The organism is Amphritea pacifica (genome assembly GCF_016924145.1).
In the GTDB taxonomy this organism is placed as follows: Bacteria; Pseudomonadota; Gammaproteobacteria; order Pseudomonadales; family Balneatricaceae; genus Amphritea; species Amphritea pacifica.
This window is the reverse complement of sequence record NZ_JAFFZO010000038.1, coordinates 1-19,150: the sequence shown is the minus strand read 5'-3', so window position 1 is coordinate 19,150 and position 19,150 is coordinate 1. Positions and strand designations below refer to the sequence as shown.

The 19,150-nt window shown below is 54.3% G+C and carries 18 protein-coding genes; 13 read left to right on the top strand and 5 right to left on the bottom strand.

All coding sequences use genetic code 11. The features are described 5' to 3' along the window. Position 1: 1 nt before the first annotated feature. The gene (locus JW499_RS18475; protein WP_205211975.1) at positions 2–628 is read left to right on the top strand and encodes a ubiquinone biosynthesis accessory factor UbiJ; all 627 of its coding nucleotides are present in this window, start codon (positions 2–4) and stop codon (positions 626–628) included. A gap of 41 nt (positions 629–669) precedes the next feature. Here the strand turns inward: JW499_RS18475 and JW499_RS18470 are convergent, their stop codons facing one another. The 3 genes from JW499_RS18470 to JW499_RS18460 form a co-directional block, all read right to left on the bottom strand. Continuing rightward, entirely contained in the window at positions 670–1,083 is a 414-nt protein-coding gene (locus JW499_RS18470) for a CopD family protein (protein WP_205211974.1), read from the bottom strand. A 19-nt stretch (positions 1,084–1,102) separates the two neighbouring features. After that, positions 1,103–1,765: a fumarylacetoacetate hydrolase family protein gene (locus JW499_RS18465; RefSeq protein WP_205211973.1), complete on the bottom strand. Its 663-nt coding sequence runs from the start codon at positions 1,763–1,765 to the stop codon at positions 1,103–1,105. A 62-nt stretch (positions 1,766–1,827) separates the two neighbouring features. Then, complete coding sequence (locus JW499_RS18460; RefSeq protein WP_205211972.1) at positions 1,828–3,024, bottom strand: MFS transporter; 1,197 nt, start codon at positions 3,022–3,024, stop codon at positions 1,828–1,830. A gap of 164 nt (positions 3,025–3,188) precedes the next feature. Between JW499_RS18460 and JW499_RS18455 the strand changes: the two genes are divergently transcribed. The 3 genes from JW499_RS18455 (at position 3,189) to serA (ending at position 5,877) form a co-directional block, all read left to right on the top strand. After that, positions 3,189–4,088 (top strand): LysR family transcriptional regulator, encoded by a 900-nt coding sequence (locus tag JW499_RS18455; protein ID WP_205211971.1) that lies wholly within the window; start codon positions 3,189–3,191, stop codon positions 4,086–4,088. Positions 4,089–4,140: 52 nt separating this feature from the next. Further along, complete coding sequence (gene ppnP / locus JW499_RS18450) at positions 4,141–4,422, top strand: pyrimidine/purine nucleoside phosphorylase (protein ID WP_205211970.1); 282 nt, start codon at positions 4,141–4,143, stop codon at positions 4,420–4,422. Positions 4,423–4,644: 222 nt separating this feature from the next. Beyond that, positions 4,645–5,877 (top strand): phosphoglycerate dehydrogenase, encoded by a 1,233-nt coding sequence (gene serA, locus JW499_RS18445; RefSeq protein WP_205211969.1) that lies wholly within the window; start codon positions 4,645–4,647, stop codon positions 5,875–5,877. 59 nt (positions 5,878–5,936) lie between these two features. On the opposite strand, the gene JW499_RS18440 is transcribed toward serA, so the two are convergent. Next, entirely contained in the window at positions 5,937–6,890 is a 954-nt protein-coding gene (locus JW499_RS18440) for an alpha/beta hydrolase (protein ID WP_205211968.1), read from the bottom strand. A gap of 145 nt (positions 6,891–7,035) precedes the next feature. Here JW499_RS18440 and JW499_RS18435 point away from each other — a divergent pair, with 145 nt between their 5' ends. From JW499_RS18435 to JW499_RS18420, 4 genes are all read left to right on the top strand, one after another. Next, the gene (locus JW499_RS18435; protein WP_205211967.1) at positions 7,036–10,224 is read left to right on the top strand and encodes a mechanosensitive ion channel domain-containing protein; all 3,189 of its coding nucleotides are present in this window, start codon (positions 7,036–7,038) and stop codon (positions 10,222–10,224) included. Positions 10,225–10,262: 38 nt separating this feature from the next. Beyond that, positions 10,263–10,676: an acyl-CoA thioesterase gene (locus tag JW499_RS18430; protein WP_205211966.1), complete on the top strand. Its 414-nt coding sequence runs from the start codon at positions 10,263–10,265 to the stop codon at positions 10,674–10,676. 24 nt (positions 10,677–10,700) lie between these two features. Then, the gene (locus tag JW499_RS18425; RefSeq protein WP_205211965.1) at positions 10,701–11,051 is read left to right on the top strand and encodes a DUF4870 family protein; all 351 of its coding nucleotides are present in this window, start codon (positions 10,701–10,703) and stop codon (positions 11,049–11,051) included. Positions 11,052–11,360: 309 nt separating this feature from the next. Continuing rightward, the gene (locus JW499_RS18420) at positions 11,361–13,538 is read left to right on the top strand and encodes a malate synthase G (protein ID WP_205211964.1); all 2,178 of its coding nucleotides are present in this window, start codon (positions 11,361–11,363) and stop codon (positions 13,536–13,538) included. Positions 13,539–13,965: 427 nt separating this feature from the next. Here JW499_RS18420 and JW499_RS18415 read toward each other — a convergent pair whose 3' ends face one another. Further along, positions 13,966–14,568 (bottom strand): DJ-1/PfpI family protein, encoded by a 603-nt coding sequence (locus JW499_RS18415; RefSeq protein ID WP_205211963.1) that lies wholly within the window; start codon positions 14,566–14,568, stop codon positions 13,966–13,968. 93 nt (positions 14,569–14,661) lie between these two features. Here JW499_RS18415 and JW499_RS18410 point away from each other — a divergent pair, with 93 nt between their 5' ends. The 5 genes from JW499_RS18410 (at position 14,662) to JW499_RS18390 (ending at position 18,926) form a co-directional block, all read left to right on the top strand. Beyond that, positions 14,662–15,996 (top strand): aminotransferase-like domain-containing protein, encoded by a 1,335-nt coding sequence (locus JW499_RS18410; protein WP_205211962.1) that lies wholly within the window; start codon positions 14,662–14,664, stop codon positions 15,994–15,996. 59 nt (positions 15,997–16,055) lie between these two features. After that, on the top strand, positions 16,056–16,880 hold the full coding sequence (locus JW499_RS18405; RefSeq protein WP_232846513.1) for an NAD-dependent protein deacetylase: 825 nt from the start codon (positions 16,056–16,058) through the stop codon (positions 16,878–16,880). Positions 16,881–16,999: 119 nt separating this feature from the next. Further along, a complete protein-coding gene (gene dbpA / locus JW499_RS18400; protein WP_332873958.1) occupies positions 17,000–18,382 on the top strand; it encodes an ATP-dependent RNA helicase DbpA in 1,383 nt (460 codons plus the stop codon). Positions 18,383–18,416: 34 nt separating this feature from the next. Further along, positions 18,417–18,695: a peptidylprolyl isomerase gene (locus JW499_RS18395; RefSeq protein ID WP_205211959.1), complete on the top strand. Its 279-nt coding sequence runs from the start codon at positions 18,417–18,419 to the stop codon at positions 18,693–18,695. Positions 18,696–18,740: 45 nt separating this feature from the next. Further along, positions 18,741–18,926 (top strand): hypothetical protein, encoded by a 186-nt coding sequence (locus JW499_RS18390; protein ID WP_205211958.1) that lies wholly within the window; start codon positions 18,741–18,743, stop codon positions 18,924–18,926. Positions 18,927–19,150: the final 224 nt, after the last annotated feature.

Here is a 19,150-nt window from a genome sequence, read left to right as displayed (position 1 = left end):
CATGACTATCGAATCGATCAGCGCAGCCCTGCTAACCCTCGCGGAAGGCACCATTAACCGGTTACTGCTGAGCAGTCCGGCAACCGTTGATCGGCTCAGTCAGTTGGATGGCAAAGTCATCGCCATTCAGCTCAGCGCCCCCAGACTCTCCCTGTCACTGCAGCCCAGCGCCGCCGGCCTGCAGATAGACCAGATTGAACGCAATGATGCCGATGTCACCCTGAGCGGCTCAGCGGCAGACTTTCTCAAGCTACTGAGCGCCACAGACAACAGCGAAGCGATGTTTGGCAAAACCATTCAGGTTTCTGGCGATAGTGCCCTGGCAACCCGGTTCAGTCAGGTGATGATCGATGCCGCACTGGACTGGGAGGGGATTCTGGCACAGATTACAGGTGATCTGCCGGCCCACGAACTGGCCCGGTTAGTGAAATGGAAATCGCAGTTTTATCGGCAGGCGGGTCACAGCCTGATGCTAAATATGCAAGAGTATATTAAAGAGGAGTTGCAGCTGCTGCCGAGCCGGCCACAGCTGAAACGTTTCTATTCTGATGTGGATAGTCTGCGGCAGGAGACCGAACGGGCTGCGGCCCGCATTGAACGGCTACGCAGTAAGATCGAACGCGCTTAAACCTTTCCTGTTAATAACCTGCTTGTTAATAACCTGGCCTGTTAAAAAGGCTTCACCACCACAAAGATCAGAATCGGTATAAAGATCAGCAGCGGCAACTCATTGAACAGACGGAAATATCGTCCACTGTTATCCAGCGTTCCGGCCCGCAGTTTTTTCAGATAACTGAAACACCAGAAGTGATAACCGATCAACAGCGCCACAAACAGCAACTTGGCATGCAACCAGCCCCCCGAAATCCCGAAGCCCAGCCAGAGCCATAAGCCAAACCCAAGAGTAAACAGCGCCATAATCGACATAAAGCCAAACAGCTTGCCGGCCATAATCTCCAGCCGGGCAACATCCTGTCCCGCTGCACGCCCCTCGACATAGTGCACAAAAATACGCGGCAGATAGAAAATACCCGCCATCCAACTGGTCATTGCCAGTATATGAAACACCTTTACCCATAGCATCGTGTCGCGTCCTCTGTGCTCAGATAGCCTGAGTTTCTACCCGCAGCTGACTGCCTAATTCCAGCAACAACTTATCACCGGGATTAACGGCGCCAACCCCAGCCGGAGTACCGGTCAGCACCACATCGCCGGGCAACAGGGTGAAGTAGTGGCTCATGTATGCGATCAGTGGGTGCACTTTATTCAACATATGGCTGCTATTACCGTTCTGACGCACCTGGCCATTGACCGTCAGGCGGATCTGCTGATCCTGCAGATCCCCCACCGCCACCGGCTCAAGAAATGCGGATAACGGACAGGAGCCATCAAAGCCTTTGGCTTTCTCCCAGGGATGTCCCTGCTGCTTTAACTTGCTCTGCAGATCCCGCAGAGTCAGATCAAGCGCTATCCCCACGCCCACAATCGCCTCGTCTACCTCAGCATGGGTCGCATTTTTCAGTGGCTGACCGATCAGAACCGCCATCTCCGTTTCAAAATGGACCGAGCCAAAATCCACCGGCACCTCAAACGGCCTGGACAGCGGCACAATAGCGGTTGAAGGTTTTATAAACAGCATCGGTGTTGTCGGAACCGGGTTATTCAGCTCCGCCGCATGGTCGGCATAATTTCTCCCCACACAGACCACCTTCCCCACGGGAAGGTTAGCGTCAGTTCCGTCTACATACTGATGTTTATACTGCATAATCATGCTCCCTACCGATTGAGCGCCCGCAACTGTCTTTAAAACCGGGAACCGTTGTTCGCTTAATGGGCTCTGATCATACCCCTGGCGCTCAGTGAGCTCAATGACAGCGTCAGGCTGAGGGTGATCAGCAGTACCATGACCGAGCCCAGCACAACCCCTTCCCAGCCCAGCCAGTGCCAGAATGGATCAAGATAAAAACCGCCACTACTCGCCCCCAGATAATAAAACACCAGATAGAGCGAGGAGGCGCTGGCGCGGGCATGGGTTGCCTGATGACTTACCCAGCTACTGGCGCTGGAGTGGGCGAAAAAGAAACCGAAACTATTGATAAAGAAACCAGTGACAATCAGCGGCAAAGCGCTGCTCAGGGTCAGCAGACTGCCGCTGATCAGAATCAGAATACCCGCTTTAATACAGTTAAGCTGTCCATACTGCTGCGCTAAACGCCCCGATAGCGTCGAACCAACGGTCCCGCTCAGATAGGTCAGAAACAACAGGCCGATCCATACCGGACTCAGAGAGTAGGGCGCCTCCGACAACACGAAGGTGATATAACTGTACTGATTGATAAAGATAAAGAAATTCAGTCCACCCACCAGATAGACCAGCAACAGTAGCGGATTGCTCAGGTGATCCCATAAACGGGACAGCATCGCAGACAGGTTAAGGGGTTGCGGTGAAAACTGCCGGGATACTGGCAACAACCACCAGAACAGCAGCAGGCAGACACAGCTGACCAGGCCCATCACCAGAAACAGATCGGCCCAGCCCAGCCATTCCCCCACAAAACCACCAATCAAACGCCCGGAGATCCCCCCCAGAGAGTTGCCACTGATGTACAGCCCCACCGCCAGCAGCAGCGCCTTACGTGAATATTCATCCCCCATGTAGGCGATGGCAATGGCCGGCAGCCCCCCCAGAAACAGCCCCTGCAATCCGCGCAGCAAGACCAGAGCAGCAAAGCTTTCCGACTGGGATAACAACAGGGTACAGAGACATACACCCGCCATACTGATCAGCATCAGCGGGCGGCGACCTACCGCATCCGACAAAGGCCCATAAAACAGCAGTGACAGGCCCAGCATCAGGGTGGTCACGGTAAACGACCAGCTAACCTCAAGAGTAGTGAGTGCAAACTCCCGCTGTAACTCCGGCAGAATAGGCTGCGTGACATAGACGTTGGCAAAAATCATAAACGAACCGATACACAGGGCGATGGTTGCCCGCCAGAAAGGCTTACTACCCGATTCAATCATTACAGCACACTCCAATTAGATGCTGTAAGCCTAACAGCCGAGTTAAAATCACAGAAATATATATAAATGATAATATTAATAAATATTTGTGATGATATAGTAAATGTCACACCGCTCACTGAGCATCAACGGGAATTTCCGCAGATCAATATTCAGGTAAACCGATGGATATCCGTTCGCTACGCTGCTTCCAGATGGTTGCCCGGGAAGCCAACTTCACCCGCGCAGCAGAAAAGCTCCACCTGGCACAACCCGCTGTCAGCATGTCCATCAAACGGCTGGAGAGTGAGTTGGGGCTGACCCTGTTCCATCGTAATGAACGCCGCATCAGCCTCACCGATGAGGGTGAGCGACTGCTGCTGCATGCGGACAAGATAGTTCAGGCGGTTGCCGATGCAGAGCTGGAGATGCAGGAGCTGACCGGCCTGACCCGGGGACAGGTGAGAGTGGGCATTCCCAGTATGCTGGGTTCCTACTATCTGCCCGAACTGCTAATGGGCTTTCGCCACAGCTTTCCCGCACTGCAGCTATCGGTCGTCGAAGGGGGAACCACCCATATCCGCCGCCAGATCGAGCAGGGCACCCTGGATATCGGTATAGTCGTCGATCAGGGCGAGACCGATGAGCTGGAAAGGGTGCATCTGATGCAGGTGGAAACCCTCGTCTGCGTCAGTCCGGACCATCCCTTCGCCAGCCAGACCCGTGTCAGCTACCCGGCGTTTCTGGACGAAGAGCTGGTGCTGTTTAAGGAGGGCTTTTTCCACCGTCAGGTTACCGAGCAGCTCGCCAAGCAGTACCATGTCTCTCCGAAAATATCCTTTGAAACCAACCTGATCCCATTGATTCAGTCGGTGGTACGACACGGTTTTGGCATCTCAGCCCTGCTCAAACCCGCCATCGATGATGCCCGTGACCTGATCGGCATCCCCTTTGATGAACCACTACTGTTCAACCTGAGCATCGCCTGGCGACAACAGAGCTACCTTTCCCAGGCAAACAAAGCCTTTGTCGATTACCTGCTGGAGCACTCCCCGGCCACCGTCGCCCACACCTCAAACAGGTGACAAAACAGGCAAAGATATCTACTATAGCGCTCCCATTTATAGGAGTAAGAACATGCTGACCGTAAACGAATACTTTGATGGTGCGGTAAAATCTATCGGCTTTGAAAATGCGGAAGGTAAAGTAACTTCCGGCGTTATGGCTGCAGGAGACTATGAGTTTGGCACCTCTGAAAACGAACTGATGAAAGTTGTCAGTGGTGAACTGATTGTCAAACTGCCCGGCAGTGATGAATGGCAGGCATTCCCAACAGGCACCGAGTTCCGGGTTGCAGCCAATCAGACCTTCCAGCTACAGGTTGCCCAACCAACAGCCTACCTCTGTTTCTATAGCTGAACAGCACTGTTAACCACCTAAAACATGAATCCAAATCACTTATTATTTTTATTAATTGATCTGGATTCATCTTTAAGTGAATAAAAATCCACCAAATCCCCCCATCGGGGCCACCCCTTTTCCCCTGACACTGTGTTAACATAGCGCCCTTTCTTTTACCGGCTAATCCGGGGATGCCTGCCACACACAGGTACATCGCCACATTAAAAAGAGATCCATACCATGAGCCAAAATACCTCTCTGGAAAAAAGCAAGATCAAGATTCTGCTGCTGGAGGGCGTGCACCAGTCTGCACTGGATACCCTGAATGCGCACGGCTATACCAATATCGAGTATCTGACCGGCTCTCTGCCTGAAGATGAACTGCTTGAGCGCGTCAAAGATGTGCACTTTATCGGCATTCGCTCCCGCACCCAACTGACCGAAGAAGTCTTTGAAGCGGCGGACAAACTGGTCGCCGTCGGTTGTTTCTGTATCGGCACCAATCAGGTGGATCTGCGCGCAGCAACCATGCGTGGTGTTGCCGTTTTCAACGCGCCTTACTCCAACACCCGCTCAGTGGCTGAACTGGTGATCGCAGAAGCCATTCTACTGCTACGGGGCGTGGCCGAAAAAAATGCCAAGGCGCATCGCGGCGAATGGCAGAAATCGGCCAAGAGTTCCTATGAGATTCGCGGCAAGAAACTGGGTATCGTGGGTTACGGCAGCATCGGTTCACAGTTGAGTGTTATTGCCGAATCCCTGGGGATGCATGTCTTCTTCTACGATATCGTCACCAAGCTGCCACTGGGGAACGCGACCCAGCTGGGTTCACTGAAAGAGTTGCTGAACACCTGCGATATCGTCACACTGCATGTTCCTGAGACTGCCTCAACTAAAGATATGATGGGAGCAGCACAGTTTGCAGAGATGAAACAGGACTCGATCTTTATCAACGCCGCCCGCGGTACTGTCGTCGTCATCGATGATCTGTGCAAAGCACTGGCTGAGAATCGTCTGCTGGGAGCGGCCATTGATGTGTTCCCGGTTGAACCGCGCAGCAATGATGATGAGTTTATCTCGCCACTGCGCGAGTTCGACAATGTTATCCTGACCCCGCATGTTGGCGGATCAACGCTGGAAGCGCAGGAAAATATCGGTTATGAAGTATCAGAGAAGCTGATCAAGTACAGCGATAATGGCTCCTCTATCAGTTCCGTCAACTTCCCTGAAGTAGCCCTGCCAGAGCATCCGGATGTTCACCGCCTGCTGCATGTGCATGAGAACATCCCTGGGGTGATGAGCTCAATCAACAGCATATTCTCTGAAAATAACATCAACATCGCCGGCCAGTACCTGCAAACCAATGAGAAAGTGGGTTATGTGGTTATCGATGTGAATGCTGATACATCAGAAGTTGCCCTGGAAAAACTGAAACAGATTAAGGGTACTATCCGCTGCCGCCGCTTGTTCTGAGTTAGCCTGGTACCCACAGAGGCAGTCTGCTTGGCAGGCTGCCTTTTTTATTGGCGTCTTCAGCTGTGTCGATTGAGTTTCTGCTCTATCAGATTAAACACCTGCAACCTGATAGCCGCTTCTTCATTCACCAGATGATGTCTGGCTTTCTGTAACAGCTTAATTTCCAGCCCCGGATAGAGACGTCCGATCACGCCAAGGTTATGCCGCCACTCCACCGTCTCATCTTCCACCCCCTGAATACACAGGGGCTGAGTCGCCAGACTGCCGGACTGTTCCACCTCATCTATCCAGTGCAACATCGCGCCGATCCAGCGCACCGGAATGCGGTGATGCTGGAGCGGATCCTGGTAACGAACAAAGTCCAGAAACCGCTGATCCCCGGAGCTCGGACCATAACTTCTGGGCACTGAGCGCAACAGAAACCTTAACCAGCGATACTTACTGGCGATCTGTTCCCAGCCACAGGGACGCACCAGGGGTGCCAGAAACACCTGATGCCTAACCGGCCAGTCCCGATAACCAAACTGCAGCTGCTGCTCTATCAGTATTGCCGCCCCGGTACTCTGCCCCAGTACAGTCCAGGGAGGCGTGAGTCTATCCTGACGACTGTTCAACAGTTCGGTCAGTTGTCTGGCGTAGGTGGTGAAGCAGTCAATCGACAGTGGTGTGCCCTGGGAAAGCCCATGCCCCGGCAGATCATAGATGAGAACATCCCAACCGATCTCCAGCAGATAGGAGATCAGATGGCCATACAGCCCACTGTGATCAAAATAGCCATGTAACACCACTACCGTTCCCCGGCTCTGCTCGCGGCAACAGTAATGCTGTACAAACAGGGTACACCCCAGCACCGTTTGCCGGGTAGCAAACAGCTTATGCCCGGCATGCAGAATCGGATGCAGCTGATAACAGCTGAGATACTCCTCCAGCATCTCGCTGCTGCTGATACCATCCTCTTGGTTATATACCGGAAGATTATTGCGTAAGCATTTGGCATCTAACATCTGCATAATCAACTATTCCTTAAGTTCACCGTCAACAGGGGCGATCAAAAAAACCGGGGCTACCTTATAATTTAGGCCAGATTTGCAACTTATTCCTTGTGCACAGGTCATTGGCGTATATAGTAAACTGCATCACCTTAAGGCACGATCTATGCGACTGTTATCTATTTTTCTGCTGCTGTTCAGTCTTAACGGGCTGGCCGAATCGCCCGACCTCAACGCTGACCTGACGCGTCTTCAGAGTCAGCTGCAGCAGTTTGAAAAAGACCCTGAAAACCCTCTCAATACGATCTACCAGCAAACAGCGCAGCATATTCAGGAGATCATCAGCCAGCGACAACAGGCGAAAGATCTGCGGGTTGAGATTGAGGCTCAGCCTCAACAGCTTCAGCAAGCCCGCAACCGCCCTCCTCATAGCGGTGCAGAGCTGCCCGAAACCCTGCCGCCAGCCACCGAGCTGCAACCTCTGCTGATCAAAACCAAAGCGGGCCTGATCGATCTGGAAAAGTATCAGGATGAACTGCAACAGACTATCCGCGATAGTGACAAATTACTGCTGAGCAAACGGGAAAAACAATCCTCACTGCAACAACAACTTAACAGCCCTCTCAGCTCAGCTCCAGCGATTCCACCGACAACCGAGCTGCAGAAAGCCAGAGAGCAACTGCGCATCTATCAGCAAATGGCCACCGAGTCGGCTCTGGAGGTTACCGAGCTTGAGATTCTCGCCCTGCCCGGCCGCACAGAGCTGGCATCACTGAATCTGAAAAGTCTGCAAAACCAGATTCAGGACTACAAGGTCTGGATTAACACAGCCGAAGAGCGCCTGCAGCAGCAGAGCCGGGCCTCGGCAGAAAAAACCCTGAGCCAGCTGGAATCAGCTGACACCGATAACAACCCGGTGTTGCAACAGGCCCTGACACGCAATAATGAAACGGCCGATATTATCCGTCAGGGACTCGCAGAAACCGAGCAGACAGCGCAACGGCGTAAACAACTGGAACAGCAACTGCAGATTATTCGTCAGACCTACCAGGCGATCCAGTTGCAGCTGGAGCTGGGAATCGGCTATACCGGTTCAGAGATTCGCAAACATATTCAACAATTGCCAAAGCCCCTGAAATCGGACATCACCCGAACCCGGCTTAAAGAGCTGCGCCTCAACCAACTGACCCTGAGCCAGCCCCCGGTGGAGGCACAGACCGAGGGGCTGACCGACGCGCAAAAAACAAAGCTTTCTCAGTTGCAACAGAGCCTCAACGAGCTGATCTCCGAACAGCGCACGCTGCAACAGAAACTGATCAGTGAGCTGTCACAACTATTGTTGATTCAGGAACAGTTTAACGCCCAGATCACCGCCAGCCGGGCGCTGTTTAATAAACACCTGCTCTGGCTACCCAGCACCGAGCCGGTCTCGGCCGGATGGCCCGCGCAGATTATTAACGGATTTATCGATCTGAGTGCTGAACTACCCGCCCTGCTGAAACCCTACCGGGCGCTGTTGATGGATAAAGTAACACTGCCATCAGGGTTGTTTCTGGCTGTGCTGCCCTTCGCGCTGTTCTGCCGGCGTTATCTGAACAAACGTCAGCCAAAATGGTGCTCACAGATCGGCAATGTCAGTCAGGATCATATCAGCCATACCCTGCGCCCTCTGCTGTATGGCCCATTAGCCACACTGCCCATCCCTCTGTTTCTCTATGTGTTAGGCAGAAAAATCGGCGGGGATGAGGCCGCGGTCAGAAATCTGCTCTATATGCTCGCCTCGATCAGTTGGCTGTACCTGACCATAATGCTTTGGTTACAGCAGCCTCACGGCTTACTGCAGGGGCAGTTCAGCCTGCCGGAGCACACCACCGCGACACTGCGAAAACGACTGAGCTGGCTCTTCTGGATCAACACACCACTGATCGCCTTCCTGATGCTGCTGGACCTGAGTACCAATGAGACCGTTATTGCAGGCCCGACCCGTTTAATCCTGTTATTGATTACCATCGGTTTCACCCTGTTCTGGATCAGCCTGTGGCGAGCGACCCCGCATGCACAACACACGACTGATGGTAAGTTGTGGAACAATATCAGCGTCTGGATCGGCGCTGTCATCGCCTTTAATGTCACGATGGCAGGGATGATTCTATGGGGCTATATACTCTCGGCGGGCATTCTGATCGGCCTGATGTTCCTGCTGGTCTGTATCGCTATTCTGGCCTACCTGATCTTTCATCTGGGACGACGCTGGTTACTGATCGAAGAGCGCAAGCTGCTGTTCGCTCAGACCCTGGCCCGTCGGGCGGAAATTCTGTCCGCGCGGGAGGAACAGAAAGAGACACCGCCGCCACTGAAAGAGAATTTCGTTGATCTGCAAACCATATCTGAGCAGGGCAATATGCTGCTCAAAACCGTCACTGCACTGATCTTTCTCACCCTGGCCTGGTTCACCCTCGGCTGGACCCTGCCAGCGCTGGAAGCGCTGGACTCGGTGACTCTCTGGAGCACCGGCAGCAACGACAGCGGAGTGCTCAGTTTTATCACCCTGAAGCAGATTATTTTTGCCCTGGCCGCCCTGACAGTGACCTTTATCGCTGCACGCAACCTCCCCGGTCTGTTCGAATTGCTGGTACTGAACTACCTGCCGCTGGCCCCCGGCACCAGTTTTGCCGTCTCCACCCTGCTGAAATACAGCCTGTACATCATCGGTCTGATCAGTTTTCTTAACTTTCTCGGTCTGGAGTGGAGCAAACTACAGTGGCTGGTTGCTGCCCTGGGTGTCGGCCTGGGCTTCGGCCTGCAGGAGATTGTTGCTAACTTCGTCTCCGGCCTGATTATTCTGTTTGAAAAACCGGTACGCATTGGCGATACCGTAACCATTGGTGGTGTCTCCGGCAATGTCAGCCGGATTCAGATCCGCGCGACCACCATCACCGACTGGGACCGCAAAGAGGTCATCATCCCCAATAAAACCTTTATCACTGATCAGTTGATCAACTGGTCACTGACCGACGCCATCACCCGGATCGTGATCCCCGTCGGGGTCGCCTATGGTTCAGATACCCCGTTGGTAACAAAGCTATTGCTACAGGCTGCCGCGGATAATAAACATGTCCTCACTGAACCAGCACCGCTGGCCTTTTTCCTGGCATTTGGCAACAGTACACTGGACTTTGAACTGCGCGCCCATATCAGCTCTATGGATATCCGCAACCAGACGGTGCATGAGCTGCACAGCGCCATTGACCGGCTATTCCGGGAGCACAATATCGAGATCGCGTTCCCGCAGATGGACCTGCATCTGCGCAGTAATGATACCGGGCAGCCCCCGGATAAAGATGATGACGGCTGAACGCCTATATACAGGGATACCGGAAGAGGAGATGGACCATGAGTGAACCGCCAAAGCGGAAATTATTGCACCAGTGCCAGTTGGCGGTGCGCTGGGGCGATATGGACGCCTACGGCCACGTCAATAATGCTCTCTACATGCGCTATCTGGAAGAGGCCCGGGTGCAGTTTCTCGCCAGTATCGGCGCAACGATGAACGGTAACGGCACCGATCCGGTGATTATCAGTGTTGGCTGCACCTTCCTCAGACCGGTGAGCTATCCGGCCACCATCATTGTCAAAAGTTATGTTGGCGAGATCGGCCGCAGCAGCTTTATGGTCTGGTATGAACTGAGCACCACCGACAATCCCGACCAGCTCTGCAGCGAAGGCTACTCCAAGGTGGTGTGGATGGATCATAACACTGGGCGCTCCGTCGCTCTGCCCGATACAATCCGTGAAAATATTTCTTAAATCGTAAAAAGGAGCTTAACGCGTATGAATGAAGTTGCAGAAACGCAAAAGGATAATGGCAGCAACGCCAAAATTGTGTATATCCTCTATCTGATCAGTATCGTGATCGGTGTCACCGGAATCGTTGGGCTGGTGATGGCCTATGTCTATAAAGCGGATGCCCCGGACTGGCTGAAGACCCACTATCAGTGGCAGATCCGAACCTTCTGGATAGGATTTCTGTATGCCTTTATCGGTGCGATTACCACGTTTATTCTGATCGGCTATCTTATCCTGTTATTTACCGTCCTCTGGTTTATCGTTCGCTGTATCAAAGGACTGAGCGCAGTGGAAAAAAGACAACCCCTGCCAGAACCCACCAACTGGCTGTTCTGACTACTCAGCCAGGGTAACGTCACATTAAAGCTGCCATCCGGCAGCTTTTTGTCAGATGAAAACCGCCCCCTGACCGCCCTGAGCCACCTTTCCACAATGTGAAATGAATACCTGCCTCAAAGGGGGTATATGCTTCATACTTTAGCAGTGCTCAGGGGCGACAGAGTTTGCAAATTGCGATATTGTTGCAACGCACAAGCCACAATAGCGGTAGCGCTGATAGGAGCCACTGCGATTGCGGCATACAAAATAGATCTGGTCCGGTTGCCTCGCACCGGATTCGGGACGATTACAATGAGGCAGTAAATTATGAGTCAACGGATACAAACGGGCGGCCTGCAGGTTGCTGAAGCGCTGTACAACTTTGTCAACCAACAGGTCATTCCAGGCACCGGTGTCACTGAAGAGCAGTTCTGGTCAGGTCTGGACGCGATTGTTCACGATCTGGCACCGAAAAACCGCGCTCTGCTGGCAAAGCGTGATGCCATTCAGGAGCAGATCGACAGCTGGCATCGCGAAAACCGGACTAACGGTTTTGATTTTAGCGCCTATAAATCATTCCTTCAGGAGATCGGCTACCTGTTACCAGAAGGCGAAGATTTCTCTGCCACCACCAGCAATGTTGACCCGGAAATGGCCACCATGGCTGGCCCGCAACTGGTGGTGCCGGTGATGAACGCCCGTTTCGCCCTGAACGCTGCCAATGCCCGCTGGGGTAGCCTCTACGATGCCCTCTACGGCACCGATGCGATCTCAGAAGCGGATGGCGCGGAGATCTCAGGTAGCTATAACCCGGTTCGTGGCGCGAAAGTCATTGAGTTTGCCCGTAACGTGCTGAACGAAGCGGCACCGCTGGCGACTGGCTGCCATAAAGACTCCGTGCGTTACAGTATCCGCGACGGCAAACTGGTGGTGACCCTGACCAACGGTGCTGAAACCGGTCTGCAGGATGAAGCACAACTGATCGGTTACAACGGTGATGCCGAAGCACCCGGCTCAATCCTGCTGAAGCACAACGGCCTGCATCTGGATGTAAAAATCGATCGTAATAGCCAGATAGGCTCTACCGATGCCGCCGGTATCAGCGATATCATCGTTGAAGCGGCGCTGACTGCGATTATGGATTGTGAAGATTCCGTTGCCGCCGTCGATGCTGACGATAAAGTGGTTGCCTACAAAAACTGGCTGGGGTTGATGAAGGGCGACCTCACCGAAGAGGTGACCAAAGGCGGTAAGACCTTTACCCGCCGCATGAACCCAGATCGACAGTATACCGGCGTTGATGGCTCTGAAGTCCGCCTGAAAGGCCGCAGCCTGATGTTTGTGCGTAACGTGGGCCATCTCATGACCAACAACGCGATTCTCGATAAAGAGGGTAACGAGATCCCTGAGGGCATCCTCGATGGCATGGTCACCAGCCTGATCTCTATCCACGATGTCAAAGGCAACGGTCAGTTCAGCAACACCACCACCGGCTCTATGTATATCGTTAAACCGAAGATGCACGGCCCTGAAGAAGTGGCTTTCGCCAACGAACTTTTTGGTCGCATCGAAGATGCCCTGGGTCTGGACCGTTTTACCCTGAAGATGGGTATTATGGATGAAGAGCGGCGCACCACGGTCAACCTGAAAGAGTGTATCCGCGCGGCGAAAGACCGGGTGGTCTTTATCAACACAGGCTTCCTGGACCGCACCGGCGACGAGATCCACACCTCCATGGAAGCCGGCCCGATGATCCGCAAAGGTGAGATGAAAGCCGCTGCCTGGATCGCTGCCTATGAAGACTGGAACGTGGATAACGGTCTCGCTTGCGGGCTGCAGGGTCGGGCACAGATCGGTAAAGGTATGTGGGCGATCCCGGATCAGATGGCTAACATGCTGGACGCCAAGATCGGTCACCCACTGTCGGGCGCGAACACCGCATGGGTGCCATCCCCTACCGCGGCAGCACTGCACGCACTGCACTATCACAAGGTTGATGTCTTCGCCCGTCAGGATGAGCTGAAGAGCCGAACACGCGCGAATCTGGATGACATTCTCACGATTCCGGTGGCGAGCGATCCCAACTGGTCGGCTGAAGAGATTCAGAACGAACTGGACAACAATGCCCAGGGCATTCTGGGCTATGTGGTGCGCTGGATCGATCAGGGTGTGGGGTGCTCTAAAGTGCCTGACATCAACAATGTTGGCCTGATGGAAGACCGCGCCACCCTGCGGATCTCCAGCCAGCATATCGCCAACTGGCTGCACCACGGTATCTGCTCTGAAGCCCAGGTGATGGAAACCATGCAGCGGATGGCGGCGGTGGTCGACCAGCAAAATGCCGGCGATCGCCTGTACCATCCGATGGCCCCCAACTTTGATGACAGCGTTGCCTTCCAGGCGGCACTGGAACTGGTGATTCAGGGCCGTATCCAGCCAAACGGCTATACCGAACCGGTGCTGCACCGTCGTCGCCTTGAAGCCAAAGCCAGATTTGCAGGTTAAGCTTTAACCGAAAAAAAACCGCGCACTGCGCGGTTTTTTTTGATTCATCGCTTTTTACCGGGTAAGGATTCCATCGTGGTAGATAGTAGCGGAGCTATATATTGCAGGGGCCCTTAAAGCCTGAACAGACTCACCACAGAGGACACAGAGAGCACAGAGAAAACCTGATTAATAGTGTTTCTCCGTGCCCTCTGTGCACTTAGCATGCCCTTTGGGTACTGTGGTAAAGCGCTTTTTAGCGTCAAGCATTCAGACCTCCGCCAGTTGGTTTTGGCACGGCATCCTGCAACGAGAGGGCATCCCCAATGAAAGATCGCTCCGCCTGGAGAGCGCGCCAACAGGTGCTTAACCATGAAGATATCGATGTTTCTATATCCTTCCCCATAACACGCGAAGAACCTTTTTTTGTGCTTCAAACAGGACCCGGCTAAGCGACCAGATAGGGAGCAATCGTCGCCATCATCCGCTCAACGTACGCATCTTTCTCCCCCACCGGAGCAACATAGTGGATCGCCGCTTCAGCCACTTCAATACCCTCCAGTCGCGCCAATACCCAGGCAGCCAGATACTGTGAAGCCAGACAACCACCCGCACTGGCGACATCTCCCCGGGCAAAAAAGGCCTGATTCAGTACCTCGGCACCGGCCTCCTGCACCCAGGGTTTAGTGGTCAGATCGGTGCACACCGGCAGACCCCTCAGCAGCCCCAGCTCAGCCAGCATCAACGCCCCCGAGCACTGCGCGCCGATCAACTGTCGTTCAGGATTCAGGCTAAGCTGAGACATAATCGACCTGTCCGCCACGATGTCGCGGGTTTTCATGCCACTGCCAAGTAACACCGCATCCACATTATTAGCCTCACGGAGCGGAATATGCCGATCAATCACCACGCCATTCATCGACGCAACCCGCGGTGTCGGGCTGGCAATGGACACCCGCCAGCCGGGTCGTTTCACCCGGTTAAGAATGCCCAGCGCGATCAGCGAATCCAGTTCATTGAAACCATCAAAGGTCAGTATGGCGATATGCATAGTACGCGTCCCCGTGCAGTCAGAGTTTGATATAACCCATTTTATGACCTAAATTCATGACAATAAAATAATTGTCATGGATACATATCAGTTATGCCCCGCGCACGCTATAAACAGCTGGTCGACCGGTTTGCCGACGAGATCCGTTCAGGCCAACTGCCGCCCGGTACGCAGCTACCCACCCACCGACAACTGGCAGCCGAACAGCGGATTGCACTGGTCACCGCCACCCGGGTCTATTCTGAGCTGGAACAGATGGGACTGGTCAGTGGCGAAACCGGCCGGGGAACCTTTGTCAGGGAGACCGCCCTGCCGCCCGGTCACGGTATCGATCAGCCCCCGGCAACGGAGGGGATGGTCGATCTCAACTTCAACTCGCCATCGATACCCGGTCAGAGCAACCTGCTGCGTCAGGCGCTGCGACAACTATCGATCTCCGGAGATCTGGAGTCCCTGCTGCACTATCAGCCCCACGGCGGACGCCGGCATGAACGCGCGCTGCTGGCCCGCCATCTTGAGGCCCGGGGGCTGAACATCGATGCCGATCAGTTGCTGATCGTTAGTGGCGCACAGCAGGGCCTGGCGGCCACTGCCATGTCGCTGCTGCAACCCGGAGATGTCGTGGCGGTGGATGCACTGACCTATCCCGGTTTCAAGGTGCTGGCCGAAGTGCAACGGCTGGAGCTGCTGCCAATACCCGTCAGCGACGACGGTCCCGATCTGCAGTCATTGGCACAACGGTGCCAGCAACGGCGAGTAAAGGCGGTGTACAGCATGCCCACACTGCACAACCCGTTAGGCTGGGTGATGAATAGCGGGCAGCGACAGCAACTGATCGCCATTGCCCGCCAGCATAACCTGCTGATCATCGAAGATGCCGCCTACGCGTTTCTCGCTGAGACACCTCCGCCGCCCCTGTTCACCCTGGCCCCCGAACGGACCGTCTATATCTCCGGGCTATCCAAAAGTGTTGCCACAGGTTTGCGCATCGGTTGTATCGTTGCACCGGTGCATTACATCCCCCTGCTTGAGCGCACCATTCGTGCCACTACCTGGAACACCCCGGCGCTGATGACCGCCATCGCCTGCGGCTGGATCGCAGATGGCACCGTTGCCCAGCTTGAGTCAGAAAAACGCCGAGATGCCTCCGCCCGGCAAGCAATAGCCCGCATGGCGTTAGCGGGGCTGGATTACGTGTCCCACCCGGCATCCTACTTTATCTGGCTGCGCCTGCCAGAAGACGCCCGCACCGACCTGATCGTCATGGCTCTGATCAACGCCCGCATTTCGCTGTCCGGCGCCGAACCCTTTGCAGTCACAGATAATCCCCCTCACGCGATCCGGCTGGCACTGGGCTCGGTCGATACAGATACCCTGACAACCGCCCTGCAGCAGGTGCGGGAGATAATCGGTCGCTATCTTTACTGAACCTTTTCGTTGGTCACAGCGTATTCACCGATTACACTATAGCTATGACGCCAAACGCCATGACACAGCAACTCACTGATTTTATCCAACAGCACCCCCGGCTGTTTATCCTCACCGGCGCAGGCTGCAGCACCCAGTCCGGGATACCCGATTACCGCGACCATAACGGCCAGTGGAAACGCCAGCCACCGGTGCAGCACCGTGATTTTCTCACCAGCCACGCCACCCGGCAGCGGTTCTGGGCGCGCAGTCTGGTGGGCTGGCCACTGATGGCCAATGCCCGCCCCAACGGCGTGCATAACAGCCTTAAGCTGTTAGAAGAGAAGGGCTACTGTCGCCAGTTGGTCACCCAGAATGTTGACCGGCTGCATCAGTTAGCGGGACAGCAGCAGGTGATCGATCTGCATGGCCGCTCGGATCAGGTGATCTGTATGACGTGCAACAGACTCCATGAGCGCAACACTATCCACCAGCAGATGACCGCTGAGAACCCGGAGTACGCCCACTACACCGCCAACGCAGCTCCCGATGGCGATGCCGACCTGGAAGGGATCGACTTCAGCCAATTCAGGGTCTCCAACTGTCCCGCCTGTGGGGGCATGCTCAAGCCCAATGTGGTGTTCTTCGGCGATAATGTCCCCAAAGAGCGGGTATTCAGTGCACTGGAGAGCCTGCAGCAAGCGGATGCCCTGCTGGTGGTCGGTTCATCACTGATGGTCTATTCAGGATTCCGGTTTTGTAAACAAGCGGTTAAGCAAAATATCCCGATTGTAGCGATCACCCACGGCAGGACCCGCGCCGACGATCTGCTGACCCTTAAACTGGATGGCGATATCAGCGCGTTTCTTATCCCCGCTGCTGCTGCACTCACCCCTCTAGCTTAACGAAACTGATATAAAGACAGACGGAGGCGTCTCTGGCCATAGAACAGCCTTTCGGGGCAGCGATAATGTCCCGGATCGGGTATACTGGCGGCCAATTCAATTCTTATCCCGAGTACACCGTGTCTGATACCTCTTTCTCCTCCCTGAATCTCCCTCCAGCGATGCTCAGCAACCTGGCTGATCTTGGCTACAACGAGATGACCCCGATCCAGGCGGGCAGTCTGCCCCATGCACTGGCCGGTAAAGATCTGATCGCCAAGGCGAAAACCGGTAGCGGCAAAACCGCTGCCTTTGCTATCGGCCTGCTGTTACAGATCAATCAGCGGGATTTTGGTACTCAGGCACTGGTACTCTGCCCCACCCGGGAACTCAGCACTCAGGTGGCTCAGGAGATCCGCCGTCTGGCGCGCTTTAAAGACAATATCAAACTGGTGATTCTCTGCGGCGGACAATCCGTCGGGCCGCAGATCGGTTCGCTGGAACACGGCGCACACATTGTCGTGGGCACTCCCGGCCGGATTCAGGATCTGATCCGCAAAGGCAAACTGGATCTGTCCCGCTGCAGCACCGTGGTGCTGGATGAAGCCGACCGGATGCTGGATATGGGCTTTTATGAGCAGATCGAAGGGGTGATCAGCAACACACCAAAACAGCGCCAGACCCTGCTGTTTTCCGCCACCTATCCCGATGGCATTAAAAAACTCAGCGCCGACCTGCAACAGGATCCGGTTGAAGTGACCGTAGAGGCGGTGCACAGCACCAGTCAGATCGAGCAATCGTTCTATGCCCTGGAACAAACCAAAAAACCGGAAGCACTGGCACGGATACTGAGTCACTTCTGCCCTGAATCCACGGTAATCTTCTGCAACACCAAAGATCAGTGCCGCGAAGTGTCAGACTACCTGCGCAACCTGGGCTATTTTGCCGCCGCCCTGCACGGTGATCTGGAACAGCGCGACCGGGATCAGGTGCTGGTGCAGTTTGCCAACCGCAGCAACACCATCCTCATCGCCACCGATGTCGCCGCCCGCGGTCTGGATATCAGCGATCTGTCGATGGTGATCAATTACGACCTGCCCCGTGATCCGGAGATCTACGTCCACCGTATCGGGCGTACCGGCCGCGCAGGAAAAGAGGGCATGGCGATCAGTCTCTACCGCGACTCCGAAGAGTATAAACTGGAAACCATCAGTGAATATCTGTCGCAGACGCTGGAAACAAAATCCCTCAGCAGCCTGAAAAAAACCAGTTCAGGGGAGCCCGTTAAACCGGTGATGCGAACGCTCTGCATCGCCGGTGGTCGAAAAGATAAGATCCGCCCGGGCGATATCCTCGGTGCCCTGACCGGTGAAGCGGGCATTGATGGCAGTGCCGTGGGTAAGATCGATATCTATGACTATGCCGCCTATGTGGCGGTAAAGCGGGAAGAAGCCCGTAAAGCCCACAGCAGACTGGTTGACGGCAAGATCAAAGGGCGCCGTTTTAAAGTCAGAATGTTATAAAAAAGTTTTACTGTGTGAGCAAAGGTATTTTAATATGGCTGTAGCATCGGCCCGGCATATTCTGGTTAAAACCAAAGCGGAGGCCGACAAGCTGAAGCAACAACTGGAGAAAGGGGAGGACTTTGCCCGTCTGGCAAAAAAACACTCTCTGTGTAACTCTGCCAAACGGGGTGGTGATCTGGGTGAGTTCCGACCCGGCACTATGGTGAAAGCGTTCGACGATGTGGTTTTCCGCAAGAAAGTGCTGGAGATCCACGGACCGGTGAAAACGAAGTTTGGTTTTCATCTTATTCAGACCCTCTATCGCACCTAGGCCCAGTGCCGCGATAAAAGTCGCCAACTTAAGGAGGTGGTTCCTATGAAACCGGCCAAGAAACAACACCCCAAGTTTATTGAAGCGATGCAGAAACTCTCTGCTATGAATGAAGATGAACGCCTCTCCGACGAGAACAAAGAACTGTTTGATCAGGCCATCGCCTACGCGCCGCTGGAAGCGCAACCGGCGTTGATGGCTATTCAACGGAAGTATGATGAATTGCATTAAGAGCTGAGACGTGGCTAGAACGGGCTTCGCCCTTGCTAGTGGTTAGTCGCTAGAAAAAGCTTAAGATCAAAAGATTAAAGAGAGCCGAAGGGCTCTCTCAGGCTGTTGATAAAGTCCTCGTCAAATGACGAGGATTTTTTATAATAGGCTCATGCTAAGAGAACGCCCCCCAACCCAGTCCGCCCTTGAGTTTGTTTGCATCGATGAACTTGTTCCTCAAGACC